A 21238-nucleotide genomic window follows, 5' to 3' on the forward strand; every position below is an offset into this window, starting at 1 on the left:
CCACATGACAGAGCAGACAACGACACCGGCCCCGATGACGGTTGCGCCGCAGCTGAAGGCCGTCCCCGATACGATGACGGCCGCCTTCGACGAGTTCATGGAGGCCTTCGAAGCCTTCCGTGAGACCAACGATCAGCGGCTTGCCGATATCGAGCGCAAGATGGTGGCTGATGTCCTGACCCGCGACAAGCTCGATCGCATCGACAGGGCGCTCGACGACAACCGCAGGCTCATGGACGATCTGGCTTTGAAGAAGGCGCGGCCTGCGCTCGGCCGGAAGGACACGCTGTCGCAGGATGCCGAAGAGCACAAGACCGCTTTCGAGGCCTATATCCGCCGGGGCGAGGAAGCCGCGCTGCGCGATCTCGAGGCAAAGGCCTTTGCCGGCTCGGCCGGGGCGGACGGCGGCTTTCTTCTTCCGACCGAGACGGATGGCGAGATCGGCCGGCGCATGACGGCGATTTCGCCTGTCCGGGCGCTCGCCACGGTGCGACAGGTTTCCGCTGCCGTGCTTAAAAAACCCTTCGCCACCGGCGGGCTCGCCACCGGCTGGGTTTCGGAAACGGCGGCGCGGCCGGAAACGGCGACGCCGAAACTGTCGGAGCTTTCTTTCCCGACCATGGAGCTTTATGCCATGCCTGCCGCCACCCAGGGCCTGCTGGACGACGCGGCGGTCGATATCGAGGCGTGGATCGCATCCGAGGTGGACATCGCATTCGCCGAACAGGAGGCGGCGGCTTTCGTTGGCGGCGACGGCATCAACAAGCCCAGGGGGTTCCTCGCCTATACGACCGTTGCCAATAACGACTGGAGCTGGGGCAATATCGGTTATGTCGCGACCGGCGTATCGGCGGGCTTTTCCTCCGCCGGTCCCATGGACGTGCTGCTCGATGCCATCTATGCGTTGAAGGCCGGCCATCGCCAGAACGGCACCTTCCTGATGAACCGCAAGACGCAGGGTGCGCTTCGACGCTTCAAGGACACGACCGGCGCCTATCTTTGGCATCCGCCGGCTGCCGTCGGTCAGCCGGCCTCGCTGATGGGCTTTCCGGTGACGGAAGCCGAGGACATGCCCAATGTGGCGGCCAACAGCTTCGCCATCGCCTTCGGGGATTTCCGCGCCGGTTACCTCGTTGTTGATCGAACCGGCGTCCGCATCCTGCGCGATCCCTATTCGGCCAAACCCTATGTGCTTTTCTACACCACCAAACGCGTGGGCGGCGGCGTGCAGAATTTCGAGGCGATCAAGCTGGTGAAGTTCGGGGTGAATTGAACCTCGACGGTGCCGCGCGTTTCTTCCCCCGCCGATGCCCGACAGGGCAGATGAGGGGGCAAGCTCTCGGTTTACCCCGACCCTTGCCCCCTCAACCCGCTGCCGCGACCTTCTCCCGGCGGGAAGAAGGCGAAAGACGCAGCCGCTCGCCCTAATCTCCGGAGACCCCATGACCTATGCCCTCATCCATCCGCCGCAGGCGGAGCCGTTGACCCTTGCCGACGTCAAGGCGCATCTGCGTCTCGACAGCGGTGACGAGGACACCTTGCTTGCCACGTTGATACGCGCGGCCCGCGAGCATCTGGAACGCACCACCGGGCTGTGCCTCCTGCGCCAGACCTGGCGGCTTTATCTCGATCGGTGGCCCGAAACGGGCGTGATTCTGATTGGCAAGACGCCGGTGCAAGCCATCGAAACGATTCTGGTTTTCGACGGGCAGGGGCACGCGGCAGACATCACCGCCACCGAAAAGCTGCTCGACGGCGCGGCGCGGCCGGCACGGCTCTGGCTGCGCGAACCGCCGGCCCCGGAACGGGAGCTGAATGGCATCGAGATCGATTTCACCGCCGGTCATGGCGAGGCCGCGACGGATGTGCCCGATACGCTGAAACGCGCCATGCTGATGCATGTGGCGCAGATGTTCGCCTTTCGCGGCGCCGTCGCGCCGGAAAACCAGCCGGCCGCAGTTCCGGCAGGTTATGAGCGGCTGGTGTCTCCTTTCTGCCGTCTGGGGCTTTAGGCCATGAACCTCGTCTTTCTTGATCCCGGCAGGCTGACGGCGCGACTGGAACTGGAAGTGCGGTCGGAAACGCCTGATGGACAGGGCGGCGCCGCCGAAAGCTGGAACGCCGTGCGCGCGTTGTGGGGCGCCATCGAACCGGTTTCCGAAGCCTCGCACGAGCGGGCTTCGGCCGAGGTGGCGACGATTACCCATTGTGTCTGGCTCACTTGGCGCAACGACATCGACATCGGCACCGGGATGCGCTTTCGCAAGGGTTCCCGCATCCTCAACATCCGAACGGCGATGGATCCCGACGAAACCCGCCGCTTCATCGTCTGCCGTTGCGAAGAGGAAAACCGATGAGCGCCGCGAACCCGCTTCTTCAGGCGATCGTCGCAAAGCTCGCTGGCGATGCCGAATTGGCAGACCTCAACCCCGGCGGCATCGTCGACCGGCTTCTGACGCGTGGCCTTTTGCCATGTATTGTCTTCGACGAGGTCGAGACCCGCGATTATTCGACGGCGACGGAAAGCGCGGAGGAGCATTTTCTGACGCTGCAAATCTGGGGTGATGCCAATCGCCGCAGATCCACGGGTGAGATCGCCGCAAGGGTAAAAGCGCTGCTTGATGACGCCGCGCTGCCGCTCGTCGGCTTTTCGCTCGTCAACATGCACATGCTGTCCAGCCGCTCCCGCCGTGAGGCGAAGTCACGGAACTTCGTCCTTGAAATGCGGTTCAGGGCGGTAACGGAATGAAGGGCCCTACGCTTTCTGGCCGGCCACGGTTTTCCACAGCAGGATCAGCAGCAGCAGCGAAAGGGTGATCAGGATGGAAGCGATGCCAAGCATCGCCGCCACACCGCCGCGATCGAGCGCCATGCTGAAAATGACAGGTGCAAAGGCGATGGCGAGATTTTGCGGAAGCGAAATCCGTGCGGCCTGAAGGCCGTATTGCTGCGGAGAAAACACTGCAAGCGGCAGAACGGCGCGGCTGACCGTCAGCACGCCCGCGCCAAAGCCGAACAGGGCGATGAAGCCGGCAAAGGCTGGTATGGCCGGAGAAAAGACGAGCAGCACCAGAAAGGATGTCAGCAGAAGACAGAGGCCGATCAGGCAGGTGATGAAGGGATTGCCGCGTTTTCCCAGCAGGAAATCTAGCCCGCGTGCGGTAATCGCCAGCACGCTGCGCACCGATGCCAGCTGGATTGCGAGCGCTTGCGATGCGCCTGAATGCACGAGAAGCAAAGGCAGAAGCGGCGAGAAGCCAAAGGCGGTGAAGGCGCTGAGCGTGGTCATTGCCGCCAGAAGCAGGAAGGTGCGCCGCGTATCCACCGGCGAGGCCGGGATTTCGCCAGGATGCGGGCGCTGGCCTGGATTGCCGCCCTTTCTCTTCGGAAGAACGAAGAGGTAAAGCGGCAGAAGCAGGAACAGCTGCAGACAGCCGTAGAGGATGAGGGTGCCGCGCCAGCCGAGATGCTGCTCCGCACAGGCTGTGACGGGCAGGAACACGGCCGCCGAAAGGCCGGTAAAGACCATCAGCAGCGTCAGGGATCGACCGCTTTCCGCCCCGACGCGCTCCACCACGGCGGTGTGTGCCGCCGTTGTCAGCCCGCAGGCGCCGGCAAAGCCCATCACCGCCCAGCCCAGCAGATAGCTTGTCACGCCGCCTGCAAAAGCAAGCAGCGCGAAGCCGCAGGCAAAAAGCAGGGTGCCGCTGACCAGCACCGGCGCTGCGCCGTGGCGCACAAGCATCCGCCCGAGCAGCGGCCCGCAAAGCGCACTGATGGTCATCATCACGGTCAGGCCCGCAAAAACGACTTCGTTGGCGATGGCGAGTTCGCTGCCCATTCGTGGACCGAGAATGGCCAGCATGTCGAAACCGGAACCCCAGCTGACGACCTGCCCAAGCGCCAGCACGCCGATAAGGCGTGTACGGAACGTCGGGGAAGCAGCATCGGACATGGCAAGATCGCACAATGCGAGGGCAAGGAACACTTTTGGTCGCAGGCCCGCAACACCCTGCAACCGCAATCGAAACGGAAGGAAACAGGATGGTGGCGCAGAAGGGCAAGGATTTTCTGCTGAAATTCAACAATGCCGGAACATATGTCACTGTTGCCGGGCTCAGAACGCGGCGGCTGGCCTTTAACGCCCAGGCGGTGGACGTTACCGATGGGGAAAGCGTCGGGCGCTGGCGCGAGTTGCTGGCGGGTGCCGGCGTGCAAAGGGCCGCGCTGACGGCGTCAGGCATATTCAAGGATGCGGCGAGCGATGCGCTCGTGCGGGGCGCGTTTTTCGCGGGCACCATTCCCGGCTGGCAGATCGTCATACCCGATTTCGGCACGATTATCGGGCCGTTCCAGATCGTGGCGCTGGAGTATTCCGGCCGTCACGATGGCGAAGTGCAATTTGAGATCGCGCTGGAATCGGCCGGTCTTTTGACCTTTGGAGCGCTGTGATGCCGCAAGGGTTGCGTTATGGGCGGGCGAACCGCCATCGCGGCGAGATCGAAGCGCTGTTCGACGGCGAGAGGCGCATATTGTGCCTGACGCTCGGCGCGCTTGCCGCGCTCGAAACCGCCTTCGAAGTCGATGACCTGACAGCGCTTGCCGAACGTTTTGCGAGCGGACGCATGAAGGCCACCGACATGATCCGGGTGATCGGCGCGGGGTTGCGCGGCGCCGGCAATGTTTTTTCGGATGAGGATGTTGCCAGCGCCACGGTGGAGGGTGGCATTGCCGGCCATGCCGCCATCGTCGCCGAACTTCTCACCGCCACCTTCGGCGGTTTGAAAGGGGAGACGCCGCGGGACCCCTGAATGCCGCAGCAGGCGATGCGACGCCGCGCCCCTTTCCCTGGGATGCGGTTCTCCATGCGGGTTTCTGCCTGCTGCGGCTTTCTTCCGAAGTTTTCTGGCGGCTGACGCCCAGAGAGTTTTTCGCCATGACGGGCGGCGTGCGCTCCGGTTCACACGGCCCGGATCGACAGGAGATGGAGGCGATGATGCGGCGTTTCCCCGACAGGGACGCATCCGGTCATCGCTTCGTGAAAATCTTTTAATTCAAACACTTGAAGCTCCAGTTTGAATCGGAAAGGCAGGTACGATGGCGGGTGAAGGATCGATCGCGGAAAATCGGGAGGAGGCGGAAGCCCTGTCCGAAGTGATGGGCGATCTCGAACGCCGCTCCGAACGGTTCGGAGCGGCGCTGACGTCTGCACTGCAGGCGGCAACGACAGGCGGCAAAGGGCTGGACGATGTGCTGCGCGGCCTTGGGCAGCGGCTGTCGAGCATCGCGCTTTCCGCCGGGCTCAAACCCTTTGAGGCCATGATTGGCAATGCCGTCGGCGGGTTGTTGAACGGCGGCGGCTCGCTCTTCGCTTTCGCCGATGGCGGGATGCCGGGGCGCAGCGTTACGCCTTTCGCCGAGGGTGGTGTCGTCTCCAGCCCGGCGTTTTTTCCCATGGGCGGCGGGCTTGGCCTGATGGGAGAAGCAGGGGCGGAAGCCATATTGCCTCTGAAGCGCGGCCCGGATGGTGCACTCGGTGTTGCGTCGCCTTCCGCCGGCGGCGGGTCCCAGATCATTTTCAACGTCACGGCGACGGATGCGGCAAGCTTCCGCAAAAGCGAAGGCCAGATTGCCGCAATGCTGGCGCGCAGCGTCGGGCGCGGCCAGCGTGGATTGTAATATGCAGACCTTGTCCCTGTCCCGACCGGCCTGCCGAGCATGGACAAACCGCGAAGGATGAGGGCCTGCGGCCGGCACACCCCGAACAGCGAAATGAATCCAGGAACAACGACATGGTGGCATTTCATGAAGTGCGGTTTCCGCTGCGGCTGGCGCTCGGTGTGAGCGGCGGGCCGGTGAGACGGACCGACATCGTCAATCTTTCCAATGGGCGGGAAAGCCGCAATCAGCGCTGGCGAAATGCCAGGCGTGCCTATGACGCCGGCTCGGGCATCCGCTCGCTCACCGATCTCTATGAGGTGCTGGCCTTTTTCGAAGCGCGGCGCGGCGAGCTTTACGGCTTTCGTTTTCGCGATCCCGTGGACTTCAAATCCTGCCCGCCGGGAGACACGCCGGCATCGACCGATCAGAGGATCGGCGTGGGTGATGGCGTCACGGTGCGGTTTCAACTGGTCAAGACCTATGCCGATGCGGGTGGCTTCTTCACCCGCCGGGTGCAGAAGCCTGCCGAGGGCTCCGTCCTCGTATCGGTCGAGGGTGTGCCCGTATCCGCTTCGGATATGTCCTGCGATTACGCGACCGGTATGGTGACATTCGGTTCCGGAAAGGTTCCGCCCGCCGGTGCGGTGGTCCGTGCCGGCTATGAATTCGATGTACCGGTACGGTTCGCGACCGACCGCATCGACATCAACCTCACCGCCTTCGAAGCCGGGCGAATTCCCGCCATTCCGCTGATGGAAATCCTGCCATGAAAACGATCGCTCCCGCCCTTGCCGGGCATCTTGAAAGCGATGCCACGACCACTTGCCATTGCTGGAAAGTGACGTTGAAGGATGGCGCCGAAATCGGCTTCACCGATCATGACGAGGCGCTTTTCTTCGCCGGCACGGCCTTTCTGGCCGCCAGCGGTTTTTCGGCCAGCGATAATGACAGCGAAACCGGGCTCGGCGCCGGCGCGGGTGAAGTGGCAGGCGGTTTTTCCAGCGAGGCGATTTCAGAAGGGGATCTTGCCGCCGGCCGTTTCGACGGAGCGAGAGTGGAGCTTTACCTCGTCAACTGGCAGGCTCCGGAAGAGCATGTGCTTCTCTCCCTGCGCGAGATCGGCGACGTAACCCGGGCGGGCGGGTCCTTTCGCGCCGAGCTGCGCAGTTTCGCCCATCGCCTCAACCAGCCGCAGGGGCGGGTTTATGGACGGCGCTGCGATGCCGCGCTGGGAGACGCACGCTGCGGCGTTGCTCTGGCGCGGTTCACCGGCAATGCCCGGGTGGTGGCGGTGGACGCGGCCGGCAATCTCGTCGCAACCGGGCTCGATGCTTTCCCGGATGGTTTTTTCAACGGGGGAAAGGTGCGTTTTCTCACCGGTCCGCTTGCAGGGCGCGGGTTCGATCTCGATGGCCATGAGCAGCGCAATGGCGGCGTGCTTCTTTCTTTCTGGCTTCCACCGGATGAGGCGCCGTTGCCGGGAGACAGCTTTTCCGTCACGGCCGGTTGCGACAAGAGCTTCGCCACATGCAGGCATACATTCGCCAATCAGCTGAATTTCAGGGGCTTTCCCCATCTTCCAGGGGCGGATTTCGCCTATTCTTATGCCAGCGGCGGTCACACCCACGACGGCGGGGCCTTGTTCCCATGAGCGAGACGGGAGACAAGGTGCTGGCGCTGGCCGAGCCGTGGATCGGCACACCCTATCGGCATCAGGCGTCGCTAAGGGGCGTTGGCTGCGATTGTCTCGGCCTGATCCGAGGCGTCTGGCGCGAACTCTACGGCAGCGAACCGGAACTTCCGCCGCCCTATGCGCCTGACTGGGCCGAGCGCTGTGGTGAGGACCGGCTGATGGCGGCCGTGCAACGGCATTTTCCTAGCGTTTCGGGCCTGGACGGGGCAAAGCCCGGAGACCTGCTGCTGTTCCGCTGGCGGGCCGATGCGGCGGCCAAACATCTCGGCATCCTCGCGGAATCCCGGCATTTCATCCACGCTTATGAGCAGGCGGCGGTGGTGCGTTCCGCCTTGGTGCCATGCTGGAAACGGCGCATCGCCGGCGTTTTCCGATTTCCCGACCCCTGAGATTTTTTGAGGCAGGCATGGCAACCATACTATTTCAGGCAGCAGGTGCGGCACTCGGCGGTATTTTCGGGCCCGTGGGAGCGATCATCGGGCGTGCGGCCGGCGCGCTGGCTGGCAACGCCTTGGATCGCGCCTTGCTTTCGGACGGTCGTACCGTGTCCGGGGCACGGCTCTCGGCCGCGCGTATTCCTGGTGCGGATGAAGGCGCCGCGATAAACCGGCTTTACGGTACGGCGAGGATCGGCGGCACCCTGATCTGGGCGACACGTTTCGAAGAAAGCCGTGTCGTGCAGAGACGTGGTGGCAAAGGCAACCGCGGCCCAAGGGCGGAGACCTATCGATATTTCGCCAATCTCGCCATCGGTCTCTGCGAGGGGGAGGCGGCCCTCGTGCGGCGCGTCTGGGCCGATGGGCGCGAAATTGACCTGACCGGCATCGAGATGCGCTTTTATCCCGGCAGCGCAACGCAATTGCCCGATCCGCTGATCGAGGCGAAACAGGGGAGCGGCAATGCTCCCGCCTTTCGCGGCCTCGCTTATGTCGTCATCGAGCGCCTGCCGCTTGAAGCCTATGGCAACCGCATTCCGCTCATGCAGTTCGAGGTGGTGCGGCCGGTCGGCGGGCTGGAGAAGTCGATCCGCGCCGTGACCGTCATTCCGGGCGCAACCGAACATGGTTACGCAACGGTGCCGGTTTCCGAGCATACGGGCATGGGTGAAAGCCGCGTGATGAACCGTAACGGGCTGACGGCCGAGACGGACTGGCGCGCTGCCATCGATGAATTGCAGGCGCTTTGCCCCGCTCTTCAAAGCGTGGCGCTGGTGGTGAGCTGGTTCGGCACGGATATGCGGGCGGGCGAATGCCGCATCCTGCCGGGTGTTGAAGTGGGGGACCGGGAGGGCGAGACGACGCCGTGGTCCGTTGCCGGCCTGACACGCGCCGGGGCGCATCCGGTCAGCCATCATCATGGCGGTCCCGCCTATGGCGGCACGCCGAATGATGAAGGCGTGATGCAGGCGATAGCCGACCTCAAGGCGCGGGGCCTGAAGGTCTGCCTTTATCCCTTTGTGATGATGGACGTGCCGGCGGGCAACCGGCTGCCGGATCCCTATGGCAAGGCCGAACAGGACGCCTATGCCTGGCGGGGGCGCATCACCTGCTTTCCCGCACCCGGGAGGCCCGGATCGGCCGATCGTACCGCGGGTGCGCGGCTGGAGATCGATCGTTTCTGTTCCCGCGCCGAGGGCTATCGACGCATGGTGCTGCATTACGCCGACCTCTCGGTAAAAGCGGGAGGCGTCGACGCCTTCCTGATCGGTTCCGAACTGCGGGGGCTGACGGGGTTGCGCGATGACAACGGCGCCTTTCCCTTCGTGGAGGCGCTGGTGCGGCTCGCGCGCGATGTACGGGCTGTCGTCGGAAGGGCGACGAAACTAACCTATGCTGCGGACTGGAGCGAATATTTCGGTCACCAGCCGGCCGACGGCTCGGGGGACGTGTTCTTCCATCTCGATCCGCTCTGGGCGAGTTCAGACATCGACGCCATTGGCGTCGACAATTACATGCCGCTCTCCGACTGGCGCGACGAAGATGCCGCAAACGGCAATCCTGACGGCATGACCGGCCCGGATGACGCTGTGGCCTTCCGCCGCGCCGTTACGGCTGGCGAGGGTTTCGACTGGTTTTATGCAAGCGAAGCCGACCGCACGGCCCGGCGGCGAACCCCCATTGCCGATGGCACAACGGCAAAGCCATGGGTATTCCGCTACAAGGACCTTCGAAACTGGTGGGAAAATCTCCATTACGATCGGCCCGGCGGGAAGGAGAGCACCACGCCAACCGCATGGAGGCCGGGCTCGAAGCCCATCTGGTTTACGGAACTCGGCTGCCCGGCGGTGGACAAGAGCGCGACACGCCCCAATGTCTTTCCCGATCCGAAATCGGCGGAAAACGCCTTTCCCCATTTTTCCCGCAAAAGCAGGGCGGACAGCCAGCAGCGGCGTTTTCTGGAGGCGCATCTGGGGCACTGGGAGAATGGCGATGCCGCGATGGTGGATACGAGCCGGATCTATCTGTGGACCTGGGATGCGCGGCCTTTCCCGGCCTTTCCGCAAAACGGTGTAACGTGGAGCGATGGCGGTAACTGGCGCACGGGCCACTGGCTTAACGGCCGGCTGGGAACGGCGACGCTTGCCGACACCATCGCCGCCATTTTGACGGATCACGGCTTTTCCGCTTTCGACGTCTCCGCCATCAGCGGCGATCTCATCGGTTATGTGCAAGGCGAGGTAACTTCGGCCCGCAGCCTGCTGGAGCCGCTGATCGCGGCATTTCAGCTGGATGTGGCGGAGGATGCCGGCACCCTGCGTTTCCGCTCCCGCAACGGGGCTGTCACGCCCGTTCGGGATATTTCCATTCTCGCCGATCTGGAGGGTGAACCGCTGTGGTCGGAAAATCGCGGCCACGACAGCGATTTTCCCGCGGAAGCCGTTCTGACCTCGTTCAACCCGGCGCTGGACTACGAGCAGGCGAGCGTGCGTTCGCGGCGCGTGGAGAATGCCGGCAGCCGTGTCATGCGGCTCGATCTCAACGCCGCTCTATCTTCGGAAACGGCGCAAGCGGCGATCGAGGCGGCCTTGCGCGACAGCCGCCAGGCACGGCGCAGCCTGCGTTTTGCCCTGCCGCCGGGGCAGATTGCGCTGGAACCGGGTGACTGCATCCGTCTCTCAACGGACGCCTTTCCGCAGGCGCCCGCAGGTCGGTTCATGGTCAGCCGTATCGAGGATGGCGCGGTGCGGCAGGTGGAAGCGCGGGCCTTTTCCCCGGCCTTGTCAACTTTTGCCGGTGTGGCGGACGAGCGACGTGCCCGTGGCGCAAGCGGCAGCGAGGGTTTCGCGCCGGAAGTGCTGTTTCTCGATCTGCCGTATCAGGACGGTGCGGCGGCCGAGCAGTCGGCGCGAGTTGCCGCCTTCGCGAAACCCTGGCGGCACATCGTCGTCTCGGCCTCATCAGGCACGGAAGGATACGGCCAGCGCGTCGTGCTAGACCGTCCGGCCAGGATCGCAACGCTGGCAATGCCGCTGAAGCCTGGACCCTCCGGTCGCTTCGACCGTGCAAATACCATCGTGCTCGATCTGCCTTTCGGCGAAGTTGCATCGGCCGAACCGCTTTCGGTGCTGAACGGCGAGAACCGCATCGCCGTGAGGGCGGCGAATGGTGTCTGGGAAATCGTCGCTTTCGCGAAGGCAGAGGAAACCGCGCGGTCGCGCTGGCGGCTTTCTGTTCTCCTGCGCGGCCTTGCCGGCACGGAAGACGCGTTGGCCACCGGTGCGCCGGCAGGGGCGCCGGTGGTTGTTCTGGATGCCGCGGTACAGCCTCTCGGTCTGCTCGCCGGAGAGCGTGGCCGGCGAATGAACTGGATTGTCGAGGCAGCGGAACAGGCCGGTGCGCCGGTCGGGCCTTTCTCCGTCGAGGCCGGATTTCGGGCGCTGACGCCGCTTGCGCCGGTGCATCTTGGCGGGCTGCGAAAAACGGATGGCGTTCTCATCAGCTGGAAACGCCGGGGGCGGATGGACGCCGATGGCTGGGACGCAAGCGAGATTCCGCTGGATGAAGCTTTCGAACGTTATCGGTTGGAGGTGCTGGACGGCGACGAGGTGCGGCGTACCGCCGACGTCTCGGAACCCTTCTGGTTTTATCCAGCAACAGCCGAACTCACAGATTTTCCGGCGCTGCGGGATCACATTTCCGTGCGAGTCCGCCAGCTCGGCCGCGCGGTGCCCCTGGGAGTGGCGGCACAGGCCGTTCTCCCGCTTTCATAAATGCCTGAAAACAAAGCAAAGGACGACAAGATGGACAGTACCAAACCGTGGTATCAATCCCGCACGATATGGGGCGCGCTGATTGCGGTCTTCGCCCCGCTTTTCACCATTGCCGGCTTTGATCTGCCCGCCGGACTTCACGGTGAGCTGGCCGACGGCCTGATGACCGTGGCCGGCGGAATTGGCGGTCTCATCGCGCTTTACGGCCGCCTTTCGGCGACCCGTGCCATCCGCTGACGCAGCTCGCGCAAGCGCCGCTCCCGTTCCGTCTTCCCGCTGCGGGGGCGGCATTCATTTGCCATTCAGACGCTTTGCGCTACATATTCGGTCACAATACGGTTCAAGACGCACCCGTTTTTTTTGTGGAAGTTTGTAGAATGGCATCACCTCTCATCATCGCGACGCTTGCAGCCGGGCTTTCCGGTTTCACGGCGCCCGAGGCTGATTTGCAGGGCCACTACATTCTCGCTGCCAGCGACTGCGGCGCGGCCGTGGCCCGCGTTGTACGCGAAACCGGCGGCCAGCTTCTTTCTGTCTATCCTTCCGGCGACGGTCAGTCCTGTGTCGTCACCGTTCTCGTCCAGGGAAATGGCGAGCGCCCGCGCAAGGTGACGATGCGCGTGCCGATGTAGCTTGCCCGCATCGCCGAAATATCGGAAAACGATCCGAGACATCTAGCATGACCGGCCACGCGCGCGGGCCGGGACACAGGAAAGGGCGGACAATGCGTATTCTCGTTGTTGAGGACGATGCCAATCTCAATCGTCAGCTGACCGATGCTCTCAAGGAGGCCGGTTATGTCGTCGATCAGGCATTCGACGGCGAGGAAGGCCATTATCTCGGTGACACCGAGCCCTATGACGCCATCGTTCTTGATATCGGCCTGCCGCAACTCGATGGCATTACCGTCGTCGAAAAATGGCGCGCGGCCGGAAAGGCCATGCCTGTTCTCATCCTGACTGCCCGCGACCGCTGGAGCGACAAGGTGGCGGGCATCGACGCCGGCGCCGATGACTATGTGACGAAGCCCTTTCATGTCGAGGAAGTTCTTGCCCGCGTGCGCGCGCTCATCCGCCGCGCGGCCGGCCACGCTTCTTCCGAACTCGTCTGCGGCCCGGTCCGGCTCGACACAAAGTCCTCCAAGGCGACCGTCAACGGCACGACGCTGAAACTCACCTCGCACGAGTTCCGGCTCCTGTCCTATCTCATGCATCACATGGGTGAGGTCGTATCGCGCACGGAGCTGGTCGAGCATATGTACGATCAGGATTTCGACCGCGATTCCAACACGATCGAGGTATTTGTCGGACGTCTGCGCAAGAAGCTCGGGGTTGATCTGATCGAGACGATCCGTGGTCTCGGTTACCGGATGCAAGCGCCGGCAGATGCGAAGTAATTCTCTCACCGCCCGCGTCCTGCTGCTCGCCTCGCTGTGGTCGGTGCTGGCGCTGGTGGTGATCGCCGTCGTGATCTCGACGCTTTACCGCCAGGGCGTGGAGCGCAGCTTCACCGATCTTCTCAGGGCACAGCTCTATAACGTCATCAATTCCGTGACGATTTCCAACGAAAATACGTTGGCCGGCAGCCCGCAGCTTGGCGATCTCCGGTTTTCGCAGCCTGATACCGGTTGGTACTGGGTGGTGGAACCGCTCGGCAATTTCCAGACCGCGCCGCTGGTTTCTTCCTCGCTCGGCGTTTCCACCCTTCCGGTGCCGAGCATTCTCGATGCCCCCTTCGATAACCGCTACGAGCGCTTTTATGCCGTCACCGACGAGGCCGGCAATCAGGTGCGGGTGGCGGAAACCGAAGTCGTGCTGGATGGCGAGGGGCGTGCAGCGCGTTTCCGTGTCTCCGGCAATCTGAACGTCGTGGAAGACGATGTGCGGGACTTCTCCAACAGCCTCTATCTGGCGCTTGCCGTTTTTGGTGTCGGAAGTCTTGTCGTCAATGGTCTTGCCATTCTCTACAGTCTGCGGCCGCTCGATCAGGCTCGCGTCGCACTTGGCAAGATCAGGGGCGGAGAGGCGGAAAGCCTCGAAGGCGAATTCCCGCGCGAAATCCAGCCGCTCGCCAACGAGGTCAACGCACTGATCGATAGCAACCGAAGGCTTGTGGAGCGCGCGCGCATGCAGGTCGGCAATCTCGCCCATTCGCTGAAGACGCCGATTGCCGTTCTCCTGAACGAAGCCCGCACGCTCGATCCGCAGCACGGCGATCTGGTGCGGGCGCAGGCGGACGCCATGCAGGCGCAGGTGCAATCCTATCTCTCCCGCGCCCGCATCGCCGCCCAGCGCGGCTCCATCCTTGCCCGCGTGGAGGCCGAACCGGCGCTGGAACGGCTGGTGCGTGTCATGCGCCGCCTGAACCCCGACAAGCAGTTCGTGCTGAATTTCGAGCAACCCGGCGCGGTACTCGGCATGGAGCAGCAGGATCTGGAAGAGGTCGTCGGCAACCTTCTCGAAAATGCCGCGCGTTTTGCACAGACGCGTGTGGTCATTACGCTGGCGACCGGTACGCACCCATCCTCCGACGCCGAAATCGCCCGTCGCGCCTGGGTGGAGCTGACGGTGGAGGATGATGGGCCGGGACTTGAGCCGGAACAGATCAGCGAAGCGATGAAGCGTGGGCGGCGATTGGATGAGAGCCGCCCCGGCACGGGCCTCGGATTGTCGATCGTTTCAGAGGTGGTGTCAGAGTACCATGGCCGCTTTTCGCTGTCGCGCAGCGCCATCGGCGGGTTGAAGGCAGATCTGATTTTGCCCGGCCTTTCGAAAGAGCTTGCGTGAGCCGAGAAAAAAGGCAAGAAATTCAACGCTGGTATATTGATGCAATGCGGTAGGAAAGAGGACAGGGTTTGGTTGACGTGTATGATGGCTGCCGCTCCGTGACGATGCGTTCGCTGGTGTCACGCCCGGCACTTCTCTCGATCCTGTGCGTTTCCATGCTGAGCGCCTGCACCACCACGGGCACCCGCCCGGCAGGCGGCGGTCTTTTCGGCCGTTCGTCACAGCCCTCCACGCCCTTCCTTGCCAATCTGGAAGGCGGTATTGTCGGGCGAAGCGGCGTGCAGCTTGACAGGGGTGACCAGACAAAGGCGCTGGAGGCCGAATATAAGGCGCTGGAGACGGCCCCGGTCGGCACGCCTGTCACCTGGACGGGCGATGACGCCAGGGGCCAGGTGGTCGCCAATGCGCCCTATCAGGTTGGCAACCAGAACTGCCGGCAATATTCGCACACCCTGACGGTAGACGGACGCGAAACCCGGGCGCGTGGCGCAGCCTGCCGCAATGCCGATGGAAGCTGGTCGCCGCTGACATAACCGGTTTGACGCAAATCAAGGTCACGGGCCCTTTGCGGTGACAAGAGAGGCATGGCGGTGCAGCCGGGGGAACGGCCTGCGGTGCGGCGTGATGTCTCAAATTCGCGTCATCCCTGCGCTTCATGTTTCCATGTGCCGCGCATTCGAGTAATTGAGCCTTATGTTCTGGATTGTCGTTGCGATATTGACGGCGGCTGTTGCCATCGTCCTGATGTACCCGCTGATGCGGAAGACCGAGGCGCCGCAGACGCGCCGTGACGGTGAGGTTGCTGTTTATCGTGACCAGCTGGCCGAACTGGACCGCGAGCGCGCCGCCGGCCTGATCGGGCAGACCGAGGCGGATTATGCCCGCGCCGAAATCGGCCGCCGTCTGCTTGCCGCCGCCGAAGCGGAAGAGCAACCCGGCAAAGAAACCCGGCCGCGCCGGCACAATCTCGCCGCCAGCCTGATCACCATTCTGTTGCCGGCGCTGGGTCTCTGTCTTTACATCTGGAACGGCAGTCCGGAGGTGCCGGACATGCCGCTCGAGGCACGCCTTGAAAAGCCCGGCAACGACATGAATCTGCTGGTCGCAAGGGCCGAAAGGCATCTGGCGCATAACCCGGATGATGGCGCGGGCTGGGACATTCTGGCACCGATCTATTTCAAGATGCAGCGGCTTGGCGACGCCGAGCTCGCCTATCGCAATGCGCTTCGCATTCTGGGCCCGAGCGCCGAACGATTGACGGGCCTTGGCGAAACGCTGGTGGCCGGCAATGACGGTATCGTCATCGAGGCGGCGCGGGATGCATTTGCCGAGGCGGAAAAGCTGAAACCCGGCAACCCGCGTGCCCGCTTCTATCTCGCGCTGTCGCTGGAACAGGCCGGCAAGGCGGAGGAAGCACGCGCGGCCTTCACTCAGCTGGCGGCAGACGCCCCGGCTGGCGCGCCATGGCTGCCCCTGGTGCGCGAGCATATTGCCCGGACCGGCGGCGAAACGAAGCCTGCCGCACCCGGCCCGACGACCGAGGACATGGCGGCGGCAAAAGACATGACGGCGACCGACCGGCAGGCGATGATTGAAGGTATGGTGGCGAGCCTCGACGCCAAGCTGAAGGATAACCCGGCCGATTTCGAAGGGTGGATGCGGCTCGTGCGTGCCTATTCTGTGCTGAAGAACGAAGCCAAGGCCGGAGAGGCGCTGCGGGCGGGGCTGAAAGCTTTTCCGCCGGAGGGTGAGCAGGGCAGGCAGCTTCTGGCGCTGGCGAAGGAACTCGGCGTTTCCGCCGGACCGATCCGCATGAACGGGAAACACGATGCCGCGCCGCAGGGAGTGACACAATGACCCGCAAACAGAAACGACTCGCGATCATCGGCGGCGGCATGAGCTTCATCGTGGCGGCCGTGCTGCTGGTCATGTTCGCCTTCGGCCAGTCCATCGCCTATTTCTACATGCCGGCCGATCTGGAAAAAACGCCCGTCAACCCCGGCACGCGCATCCGCCTTGGCGGGCTGGTGGCGGAAGGGTCGATCAAGCGCGGCGAGGGCCGCACGGTGAGCTTCACGGTGACGGATGGCGAAGCGATCGTGCCGGTCAGCTATACCGGCATCCTGCCCGATCTCTTCCGCGAAGGGCAGGGCGTGGTGACCGAAGGCATGTTCGATGCCGCGACCCACGGTTTCGTGGCCGACAGCGTGCTTGCCAAACACGACGAGAACTACATGCCGAAGGAAGTTGCCGACCGGCTGAAGGACAAGGGTCTGTGGCAGCAAGGCGCAGAGGGAGAGAAACCCGCGGCCGCAACGCCGGCCGCCGGCACGGCTTCGACTGACAAGACCGGAGCAACCAAATGATCAACGAGATCGGCCATTACGTTCTGGTCCTGGCGCTTGGCGTGGGGCTGATCGTGTCCACGCTGCCGGTCATCGGCGGGCGCCGCAACGACCGGGCGCTGATGGACATCGCTTCGCTCGGCTCGGTGCTGATGTTCCTGCTCGTTGGTTTGTCCTTTGCGGCGCTGACGCGGGCCTATGCCGTCTCGGATTTTTCCGTGCGCAACGTCTGGGAAAACTCCCATTCGCTGATGCCGATGATCTATAAGCTGACCGGTGTATGGGGCAATCACGAAGGCTCCATGCTGCTTTGGCTGCTCATCCTCGTGTTTTTCAGCGCGCTCGTCGCCACCTTCGGCCGCAACCTGCCGGAAACGCTCAAAGCCAATGTTCTTGCCGTGCAGGCATGGATTTCCGTCGCCTTCCTGCTGTTCATCCTGCTCACCTCCAATCCGTTTCTGCGGCTGGAGCCGGTGCCGGCCGAAGGGCAGGATCTGAACCCCATCCTTCAGGATTTCGGCCTCGCCATTCATCCACCGCTGCTTTACCTCGGTTATGTCGGCTTTTCCGTCTGCTTCTCCTTCGCCGTTGCCGCATTGCTGGAAGGCCGTATCGATGCCGCCTGGGCGCGGTGGGTGCGGCCATGGACGCTCGCCGCCTGGACCTTCCTGACCGCCGGCATCTCCATGGGTTCCTACTGGGCCTATTACGAACTCGGCTGGGGCGGCTGGTGGTTCTGGGACCCGGTGGAAAACGCCTCCTTCATGCCGTGGCTTGCCGGCACCGCGCTGGTGCATTCGGCGCTGGTCATGGAAAAGCGCGAGGCGCTGAAAATCTGGACCGTGCTTCTGGCGATCATGACCTTTTCGCTGTCGCTGCTCGGCACCTTCCTCGTTCGCTCAGGCGTTCTCACCTCCGTGCATGCCTTCGCCACCGATCCGAGCCGCGGCATCTTCATTCTCGGCATTCTGACCGTCTTCATTGGCGGCGCCTTCGCGCTCTTTGCATGGCGTGCGCCGTCGCTCAAAGCCGGCGGGCTATTTGCGCCGATTTCGCGTGAGGGATCGCTGGTTCTCAACAACCTGATCCTGACGGTCTCCACCGCGACCGTGCTGATCGGCACGCTCTATCCGCTCATTCTGGAAACGCTGACAGGCGAAAAAATCTCGGTCGGCGCGCCTTTCTTCAATCTCACCTTCGGCCTCCTGATGATCCCGATCCTGATCGTCACCCCGTTTGGGCCGATGCTCGCCTGGAAACGCGGCGATCTCCTGGGCGCATTCCAGCGGCTCTATGTGGCGGCAGCGCTTGCCGCTCTGGCGGGACTGACGCTCTGGTACATTGAAAATGGCGGCCCGGTACTGGCCGCACTCGGCATCGCTGCCGGTTTCTGGCTGATCCTCGGCGCATTTGCCGATCTCTGGTATCGCGCCAATTTCGGCAAGCTCGCTTTCGGTATTGCGTTTCGCCGCCTCAAAGGCCTGCCGCGCTCGGCCTTCGGCACGGCGCTGGCGCATATGGGTCTTGGAATCACCGTTCTCGGCATCGTCATCGTCACCACCTATGAGACCGAGACGGTGCTGGAAATGAAAGAGGGCATGGCGGCGGAAGCGGGCGGCTACAGCCTGACCTTCGACGGCATCCGCCACGCCGTCGGACCCAACTTCACCGAGGATCGCGGCCATTTCACCGTGCGCAAGGCAGGTGTGGAAGTTGCGGATGTCTGGTCGTCCAAGCGGCTTTACACGGCGCGGCGAATGCCGACGACGGAAGCCGGCATCCTGACCTTCGGTCTCAGCCAGCTCTATGTCTCGCTTGGTGACCCCATGGCCGATGGCGGCATGGTGGTGCGCATCTGGTGGAAACCCTTCATCCTGTGCATCTGGGGCGGCACGCTGTTCATGATGGCGGGCGGGTTCATTTCTCTCTCGGACAGGCGATTGAGAGTGGGGGCGCCGAATCGCAAGGCGAAGCCGGTGCGGGCTACAATGCCGGAGGCGGCGGAATGAGTGTGGAGCGTGCGGCAGGTTTCTTCTCCCCCACGGGGAGAAGTGCCGAGCAAAGCGAGGCGATGAGGGGGAAGCCGCATACACTGAGAGTTATGGCTGGCGTGGGCCCCCTCATCCGACCCTTCGGGCCTCCTTCTCCCCGGCGGGGAGAAGAAATGCGCCGCACTCTTTCGGGATTGCCTCGGATGCTGGTGGGTTTTCTGCTTCTCTTCGCTGTGCTTGTCTCAGCATCTCCCGCTTCCGCCTTCAACCCGGATGAAGTCCTCAAGGACCCCGTGCTCGAACAGCGAGCCCGCAACCTCACCTCCCAGCTTCGCTGCATGGTATGCCAGAACCAGTCGATCGATGACAGCAACGCCGAACTGGCGCGTGACCTGCGCGTTCTGGTGCGCGAACGGCTGGTCGAGGGTGACAGCGACAAGGCGGTCATCGATTATGTCGTGTCGCGCTATGGCGAATTCGTGCTTCTCAAACCACGCCTCAGCCTGCGCACCGTGCTTTTGTGGGGCGCACCCATCGGCCTCACCCTTGTGGGAATTTTCGCCGTCTTCGTCTTTTCGCGTCGCCGCGCCACCCTTGAACAGCCACAAAAACTGAGCGCGGATGAAGAAGAAAGAATTCGCAACCTCATTGAAAAATAACTGTTTTTCATTTTTTCCCACGGTTCTTTTTCAACATTACGGATTTTTCATTCCTCAGACACTTCGCCGTAAGGTGTCGCCTCCTATATCTTCATCATCCACCGCTTCCCCGGTCACACGGGTTCCAGTCTGAATGAAGAAAGAAGGTACACCATGTCTCATTCGCAAAACGGCCATTCCTCGCTGAAGACAGCCCTGAAGGCCACGACGGTTGGCGGCCTTGCGGCGCTGATGCTTTCCACCGGCATTGCCGCACCTATCCTCCACTCTTTTGCCGCCCCCGTCGAGGTGACTGCGCCGCAGGTTCCGAGCTTCGCCAATGTGGTCGATGCGGTATCGCCCGCCGTCGTCTCCGTTCGCGTTCAGTCGAACGTGCAGCCCGCTTCCGATGATTCCAGCAATTTCTCCTTTAATTTCGGTGGCCGTGGCCTTGACCAGCTTCCGGATGACCATCCGCTCAAGCGCTTCTTCAAGGAATTCGGCGGCCCGAACCAGGATCGCTCCGACCGCGGCCCCAATCGCCACCGTGACGGCAAGGGTCCGCTGCGCCCCGTCGCTCAGGGCTCCGGCTTCTTCATTTCCGAAGATGGTTACATCGTCACCAACAACCACGTCGTCGATGACGGCTCCGCCTATACGATCGTGATGAATGACGGCACCGAACTCGACGCCAAACTCGTCGGCCGCGATCCGCGCACCGATCTGGCGCTCCTCAAGGTCGATGTGAACCGCAAGTTCACCTACGTTCAGTTTGCCGATGACAGCAAGATCCGCGTCGGTGACTGGGTCGTCGCCGTTGGCAACCCCTTCGGCCTTGGTGGCACGGTGACATCAGGCATTATCTCGGCCCGTGGCCGTGATATCGGCTCCGGCCCCTATGACGACTACCTGCAGATCGACGCTGCCGTGAACCGCGGCAACTCGGGCGGTCCCGCCTTCAACCTCAATGGTGAAGTGGTTGGCATCAACACCGCCATCTTCTCGCCCTCGGGCGGCAATGTCGGCATCGCCTTCGCCATTCCGGCATCGGTCGCCAAGGACGTGATCGCCGACCTGCAGAAGGACGGCAAGGTAGAGCGCGGCTGGCTCGGCGTGCAGATCCAGCCCGTCAGCAAGGACATCGCCGAATCGCTCGGCCTTTCCGAAGCCAAGGGCGCTCTGGTCGTTTCGCCGCAGTCCGGCTCGCCGGGCGACAAGGCAGGCATCAAGCAGGGTGACATCATCACCGCCGTCAATGGCGAACCCGTCAAGGATGCCCGCGACCTGTCGCGCCGCATCGGCGGCATGGCGCCGAACAGCAAGGTGGAAATCTCGCTGTGGCGCGGTGGCAAGTCTCAGTCGGTCACGGTGACACTCGGCGATCTCGCCAGCGACGATGCCTCCAAGGCGACCCCGAGCCAGAACGACGACAAGGGCGGTCAGTCTTCCAGCGAGAAGGTGCTGTCCAGCCTCGGCCTGACGGTGGCCCCCGCCGATGACGGCAACGGGCTTGCCATCACCGATGTCGACCCTGACAGCGATGCCGCTGCCCGAGGCCTGAAGACGGGTGAGAAGATCACCTCAGTCAACAACCAGCAGGTCGCTTCCGCCGCCGATATCGAGAAGATCCTCGAACAGGCGAAGAAGGACGGACGCTCCAAGGCGCTGTTCCAGATCCAGACGGATGACGGCAGCCGCTTCATCGCTCTGGATATCGACCAGGGTTGATAGGCTGAAAGGCGATGCCGGTTCTTTCGGGAGCCGGCGTCGTATCCCGCTTCAGATGGCGGCTAAGTATGGCAGGGCGTTGCAGCCCGTTTCTTCTCCCCCGGGGGAGAAGGTGGCCCGAAGGGCCGGATGAGGGGGCAACGTTGCCGAATCCATCTGCCCTGGCCCCTTCATCCCGCTGCCGCG

23 protein-coding genes are annotated in these 21238 nt (G+C 63.2%); 22 read left to right on the forward strand and 1 reads right to left on the reverse strand.

Annotated features, from left to right (window positions below; all coding sequences use genetic code 11):
- The first annotated feature begins 4 nt into the window (after window positions 1-4).
- The 4 genes from BTN45_RS02915 (at window position 5) to BTN45_RS02930 (ending at window position 2749) form a co-directional block, all read left to right on the forward strand.
- Window positions 5-1273: a phage major capsid protein gene (locus BTN45_RS02915; RefSeq protein ID WP_207588854.1), complete on the forward strand. Its 1269-nt coding sequence runs from the start codon at window positions 5-7 to the stop codon at window positions 1271-1273.
- 169 nt (window positions 1274-1442) lie between these two features.
- Window positions 1443-2012, forward strand: a complete 570-nt coding sequence (locus BTN45_RS02920; RefSeq protein ID WP_207588855.1) for a head-tail connector protein — start codon at window positions 1443-1445, stop codon at window positions 2010-2012.
- Window positions 2013-2015: 3 nt separating this feature from the next.
- On the forward strand, window positions 2016-2357 hold the full coding sequence (locus BTN45_RS02925) for a phage head closure protein (protein WP_207588857.1): 342 nt from the start codon (window positions 2016-2018) through the stop codon (window positions 2355-2357).
- Entirely contained in the window at window positions 2354-2749 is a 396-nt protein-coding gene (locus tag BTN45_RS02930) for a DUF3168 domain-containing protein (RefSeq protein ID WP_004440751.1), read from the forward strand. Before BTN45_RS02925 ends, BTN45_RS02930 begins: the two co-directional genes overlap by 4 nt.
- A 6-nt stretch (window positions 2750-2755) precedes the next feature.
- Here BTN45_RS02930 and BTN45_RS02935 read toward each other — a convergent pair whose 3' ends face one another.
- The gene (locus BTN45_RS02935) at window positions 2756-3955 is read right to left on the reverse strand and encodes an MFS transporter (protein ID WP_207588859.1); all 1200 of its coding nucleotides are present in this window, start codon (window positions 3953-3955) and stop codon (window positions 2756-2758) included.
- Between the two features lie 89 nt (window positions 3956-4044).
- Between BTN45_RS02935 and BTN45_RS02940 the strand changes: the two genes are divergently transcribed.
- The 18 genes from BTN45_RS02940 to BTN45_RS03025 all read left to right on the forward strand — a co-directional run bounded on the left by BTN45_RS02940 (window position 4045) and on the right by BTN45_RS03025 (window position 21052).
- Window positions 4045-4452 carry a phage major tail protein, TP901-1 family gene (locus BTN45_RS02940; RefSeq protein WP_004440755.1) on the forward strand — a complete coding sequence of 136 codons (408 nt, stop codon included), beginning with the start codon at window positions 4045-4047 and terminating at the stop codon, window positions 4450-4452.
- The gene (locus BTN45_RS02945) at window positions 4452-4811 is read left to right on the forward strand and encodes a gene transfer agent family protein (RefSeq protein ID WP_207588861.1); all 360 of its coding nucleotides are present in this window, start codon (window positions 4452-4454) and stop codon (window positions 4809-4811) included. Before BTN45_RS02940 ends, BTN45_RS02945 begins: the two co-directional genes overlap by 1 nt.
- Complete coding sequence (locus BTN45_RS02950) at window positions 4808-5053, forward strand: rcc01693 family protein (RefSeq protein ID WP_207589618.1); 246 nt, start codon at window positions 4808-4810, stop codon at window positions 5051-5053. Before BTN45_RS02945 ends, BTN45_RS02950 begins: the two co-directional genes overlap by 4 nt.
- A 44-nt stretch (window positions 5054-5097) precedes the next feature.
- Window positions 5098-5679: a phage tail tape measure protein gene (locus BTN45_RS02955; RefSeq protein WP_207588863.1), complete on the forward strand. Its 582-nt coding sequence runs from the start codon at window positions 5098-5100 to the stop codon at window positions 5677-5679.
- 113 nt (window positions 5680-5792) lie between these two features.
- A complete protein-coding gene (locus tag BTN45_RS02960) occupies window positions 5793-6431 on the forward strand; it encodes a TIGR02217 family protein (protein ID WP_006700100.1) in 639 nt (212 codons plus the stop codon).
- Window positions 6428-7312: a DUF2163 domain-containing protein gene (locus tag BTN45_RS02965; protein ID WP_207588865.1), complete on the forward strand. Its 885-nt coding sequence runs from the start codon at window positions 6428-6430 to the stop codon at window positions 7310-7312. Before BTN45_RS02960 ends, BTN45_RS02965 begins: the two co-directional genes overlap by 4 nt.
- The gene (locus tag BTN45_RS02970; protein WP_207588866.1) at window positions 7309-7743 is read left to right on the forward strand and encodes an NlpC/P60 family protein; all 435 of its coding nucleotides are present in this window, start codon (window positions 7309-7311) and stop codon (window positions 7741-7743) included. Before BTN45_RS02965 ends, BTN45_RS02970 begins: the two co-directional genes overlap by 4 nt.
- 17 nt (window positions 7744-7760) lie before the next feature.
- Window positions 7761-11564, forward strand: a complete 3804-nt coding sequence (locus BTN45_RS02975; protein WP_207588867.1) for a glycoside hydrolase/phage tail family protein — start codon at window positions 7761-7763, stop codon at window positions 11562-11564.
- A gap of 30 nt (window positions 11565-11594) precedes the next feature.
- The gene (locus BTN45_RS02980; protein ID WP_004440775.1) at window positions 11595-11801 is read left to right on the forward strand and encodes a hypothetical protein; all 207 of its coding nucleotides are present in this window, start codon (window positions 11595-11597) and stop codon (window positions 11799-11801) included.
- Window positions 11802-11941: 140 nt separating this feature from the next.
- Complete coding sequence (locus BTN45_RS02985) at window positions 11942-12196, forward strand: hypothetical protein (RefSeq protein ID WP_003497070.1); 255 nt, start codon at window positions 11942-11944, stop codon at window positions 12194-12196.
- Between the two features lie 92 nt (window positions 12197-12288).
- Window positions 12289-12960, forward strand: coding sequence for a response regulator transcription factor (locus BTN45_RS02990; protein ID WP_003509815.1), 672 nt, complete (start codon window positions 12289-12291; stop codon window positions 12958-12960).
- Window positions 12950-14350 carry a HAMP domain-containing sensor histidine kinase gene (locus BTN45_RS02995; protein ID WP_004440792.1) on the forward strand — a complete coding sequence of 467 codons (1401 nt, stop codon included), beginning with the start codon at window positions 12950-12952 and terminating at the stop codon, window positions 14348-14350. Before BTN45_RS02990 ends, BTN45_RS02995 begins: the two co-directional genes overlap by 11 nt.
- A gap of 104 nt (window positions 14351-14454) precedes the next feature.
- Window positions 14455-14883, forward strand: a complete 429-nt coding sequence (locus BTN45_RS03000) for a membrane protein (protein ID WP_037091716.1) — start codon at window positions 14455-14457, stop codon at window positions 14881-14883.
- A gap of 160 nt (window positions 14884-15043) precedes the next feature.
- Entirely contained in the window at window positions 15044-16207 is a 1164-nt protein-coding gene (gene ccmI / locus BTN45_RS03005; protein ID WP_207589622.1) for a c-type cytochrome biogenesis protein CcmI, read from the forward strand.
- On the forward strand, window positions 16204-16716 hold the full coding sequence (gene ccmE / locus BTN45_RS03010) for a cytochrome c maturation protein CcmE (protein ID WP_045532403.1): 513 nt from the start codon (window positions 16204-16206) through the stop codon (window positions 16714-16716). The genes ccmI and ccmE overlap by 4 nt, the downstream gene beginning before the upstream one ends.
- Window positions 16713-18704, forward strand: coding sequence for a heme lyase CcmF/NrfE family subunit (locus tag BTN45_RS03015; protein WP_207588869.1), 1992 nt, complete (start codon window positions 16713-16715; stop codon window positions 18702-18704). Before ccmE ends, BTN45_RS03015 begins: the two co-directional genes overlap by 4 nt.
- A 155-nt stretch (window positions 18705-18859) precedes the next feature.
- Window positions 18860-19345, forward strand: coding sequence for a cytochrome c-type biogenesis protein CcmH (locus BTN45_RS03020; RefSeq protein WP_207588871.1), 486 nt, complete (start codon window positions 18860-18862; stop codon window positions 19343-19345).
- Between the two features lie 153 nt (window positions 19346-19498).
- A complete protein-coding gene (locus tag BTN45_RS03025; RefSeq protein ID WP_022555870.1) occupies window positions 19499-21052 on the forward strand; it encodes a Do family serine endopeptidase in 1554 nt (517 codons plus the stop codon).
- Window positions 21053-21238 lie beyond the last annotated feature (186 nt).

This window comes from Rhizobium sp. ZX09, from assembly GCF_017357485.1.
Classification (GTDB): Bacteria; Pseudomonadota; Alphaproteobacteria; order Rhizobiales; family Rhizobiaceae; genus Agrobacterium; species Agrobacterium pusense.

What these genes read in the sequence shown, in the direction of transcription:
- BTN45_RS02915 (WP_207588854.1), top strand. Translation starts at nt 5, where the DNA reads ATGACAGAGCAGACAACGACACCGGCCCCGATGACGGTTGCGCCGCAG.
- BTN45_RS02920 (WP_207588855.1), top strand. Translation starts at nt 1,443, where the DNA reads ATGACCTATGCCCTCATCCATCCGCCGCAGGCGGAGCCGTTGACCCTT.
- BTN45_RS02925 (WP_207588857.1), top strand. Translation starts at nt 2,016, where the DNA reads ATGAACCTCGTCTTTCTTGATCCCGGCAGGCTGACGGCGCGACTGGAA.
- BTN45_RS02930 (WP_004440751.1), top strand. Translation starts at nt 2,354, where the DNA reads ATGAGCGCCGCGAACCCGCTTCTTCAGGCGATCGTCGCAAAGCTCGCT.
- BTN45_RS02935 (WP_207588859.1), bottom strand. Translation starts at nt 3,955, where the DNA reads ATGTCCGATGCTGCTTCCCCGACGTTCCGTACACGCCTTATCGGCGTG.
- BTN45_RS02940 (WP_004440755.1), top strand. Translation starts at nt 4,045, where the DNA reads ATGGTGGCGCAGAAGGGCAAGGATTTTCTGCTGAAATTCAACAATGCC.
- BTN45_RS02945 (WP_207588861.1), top strand. Translation starts at nt 4,452, where the DNA reads ATGCCGCAAGGGTTGCGTTATGGGCGGGCGAACCGCCATCGCGGCGAG.
- BTN45_RS02955 (WP_207588863.1), top strand. Translation starts at nt 5,098, where the DNA reads ATGGCGGGTGAAGGATCGATCGCGGAAAATCGGGAGGAGGCGGAAGCC.
- BTN45_RS02960 (WP_006700100.1), top strand. Translation starts at nt 5,793, where the DNA reads ATGGTGGCATTTCATGAAGTGCGGTTTCCGCTGCGGCTGGCGCTCGGT.
- BTN45_RS02965 (WP_207588865.1), top strand. Translation starts at nt 6,428, where the DNA reads ATGAAAACGATCGCTCCCGCCCTTGCCGGGCATCTTGAAAGCGATGCC.
- BTN45_RS02970 (WP_207588866.1), top strand. Translation starts at nt 7,309, where the DNA reads ATGAGCGAGACGGGAGACAAGGTGCTGGCGCTGGCCGAGCCGTGGATC.
- BTN45_RS02975 (WP_207588867.1), top strand. Translation starts at nt 7,761, where the DNA reads ATGGCAACCATACTATTTCAGGCAGCAGGTGCGGCACTCGGCGGTATT.
- BTN45_RS02980 (WP_004440775.1), top strand. Translation starts at nt 11,595, where the DNA reads ATGGACAGTACCAAACCGTGGTATCAATCCCGCACGATATGGGGCGCG.
- BTN45_RS02985 (WP_003497070.1), top strand. Translation starts at nt 11,942, where the DNA reads ATGGCATCACCTCTCATCATCGCGACGCTTGCAGCCGGGCTTTCCGGT.
- BTN45_RS02990 (WP_003509815.1), top strand. Translation starts at nt 12,289, where the DNA reads ATGCGTATTCTCGTTGTTGAGGACGATGCCAATCTCAATCGTCAGCTG.
- BTN45_RS02995 (WP_004440792.1), top strand. Translation starts at nt 12,950, where the DNA reads ATGCGAAGTAATTCTCTCACCGCCCGCGTCCTGCTGCTCGCCTCGCTG.
- BTN45_RS03000 (WP_037091716.1), top strand. Translation starts at nt 14,455, where the DNA reads ATGCGTTCGCTGGTGTCACGCCCGGCACTTCTCTCGATCCTGTGCGTT.
- ccmI (WP_207589622.1), top strand. Translation starts at nt 15,044, where the DNA reads ATGTTCTGGATTGTCGTTGCGATATTGACGGCGGCTGTTGCCATCGTC.
- ccmE (WP_045532403.1), top strand. Translation starts at nt 16,204, where the DNA reads ATGACCCGCAAACAGAAACGACTCGCGATCATCGGCGGCGGCATGAGC.
- BTN45_RS03015 (WP_207588869.1), top strand. Translation starts at nt 16,713, where the DNA reads ATGATCAACGAGATCGGCCATTACGTTCTGGTCCTGGCGCTTGGCGTG.
- BTN45_RS03020 (WP_207588871.1), top strand. Translation starts at nt 18,860, where the DNA reads ATGCGCCGCACTCTTTCGGGATTGCCTCGGATGCTGGTGGGTTTTCTG.
- BTN45_RS03025 (WP_022555870.1), top strand. Translation starts at nt 19,499, where the DNA reads ATGTCTCATTCGCAAAACGGCCATTCCTCGCTGAAGACAGCCCTGAAG.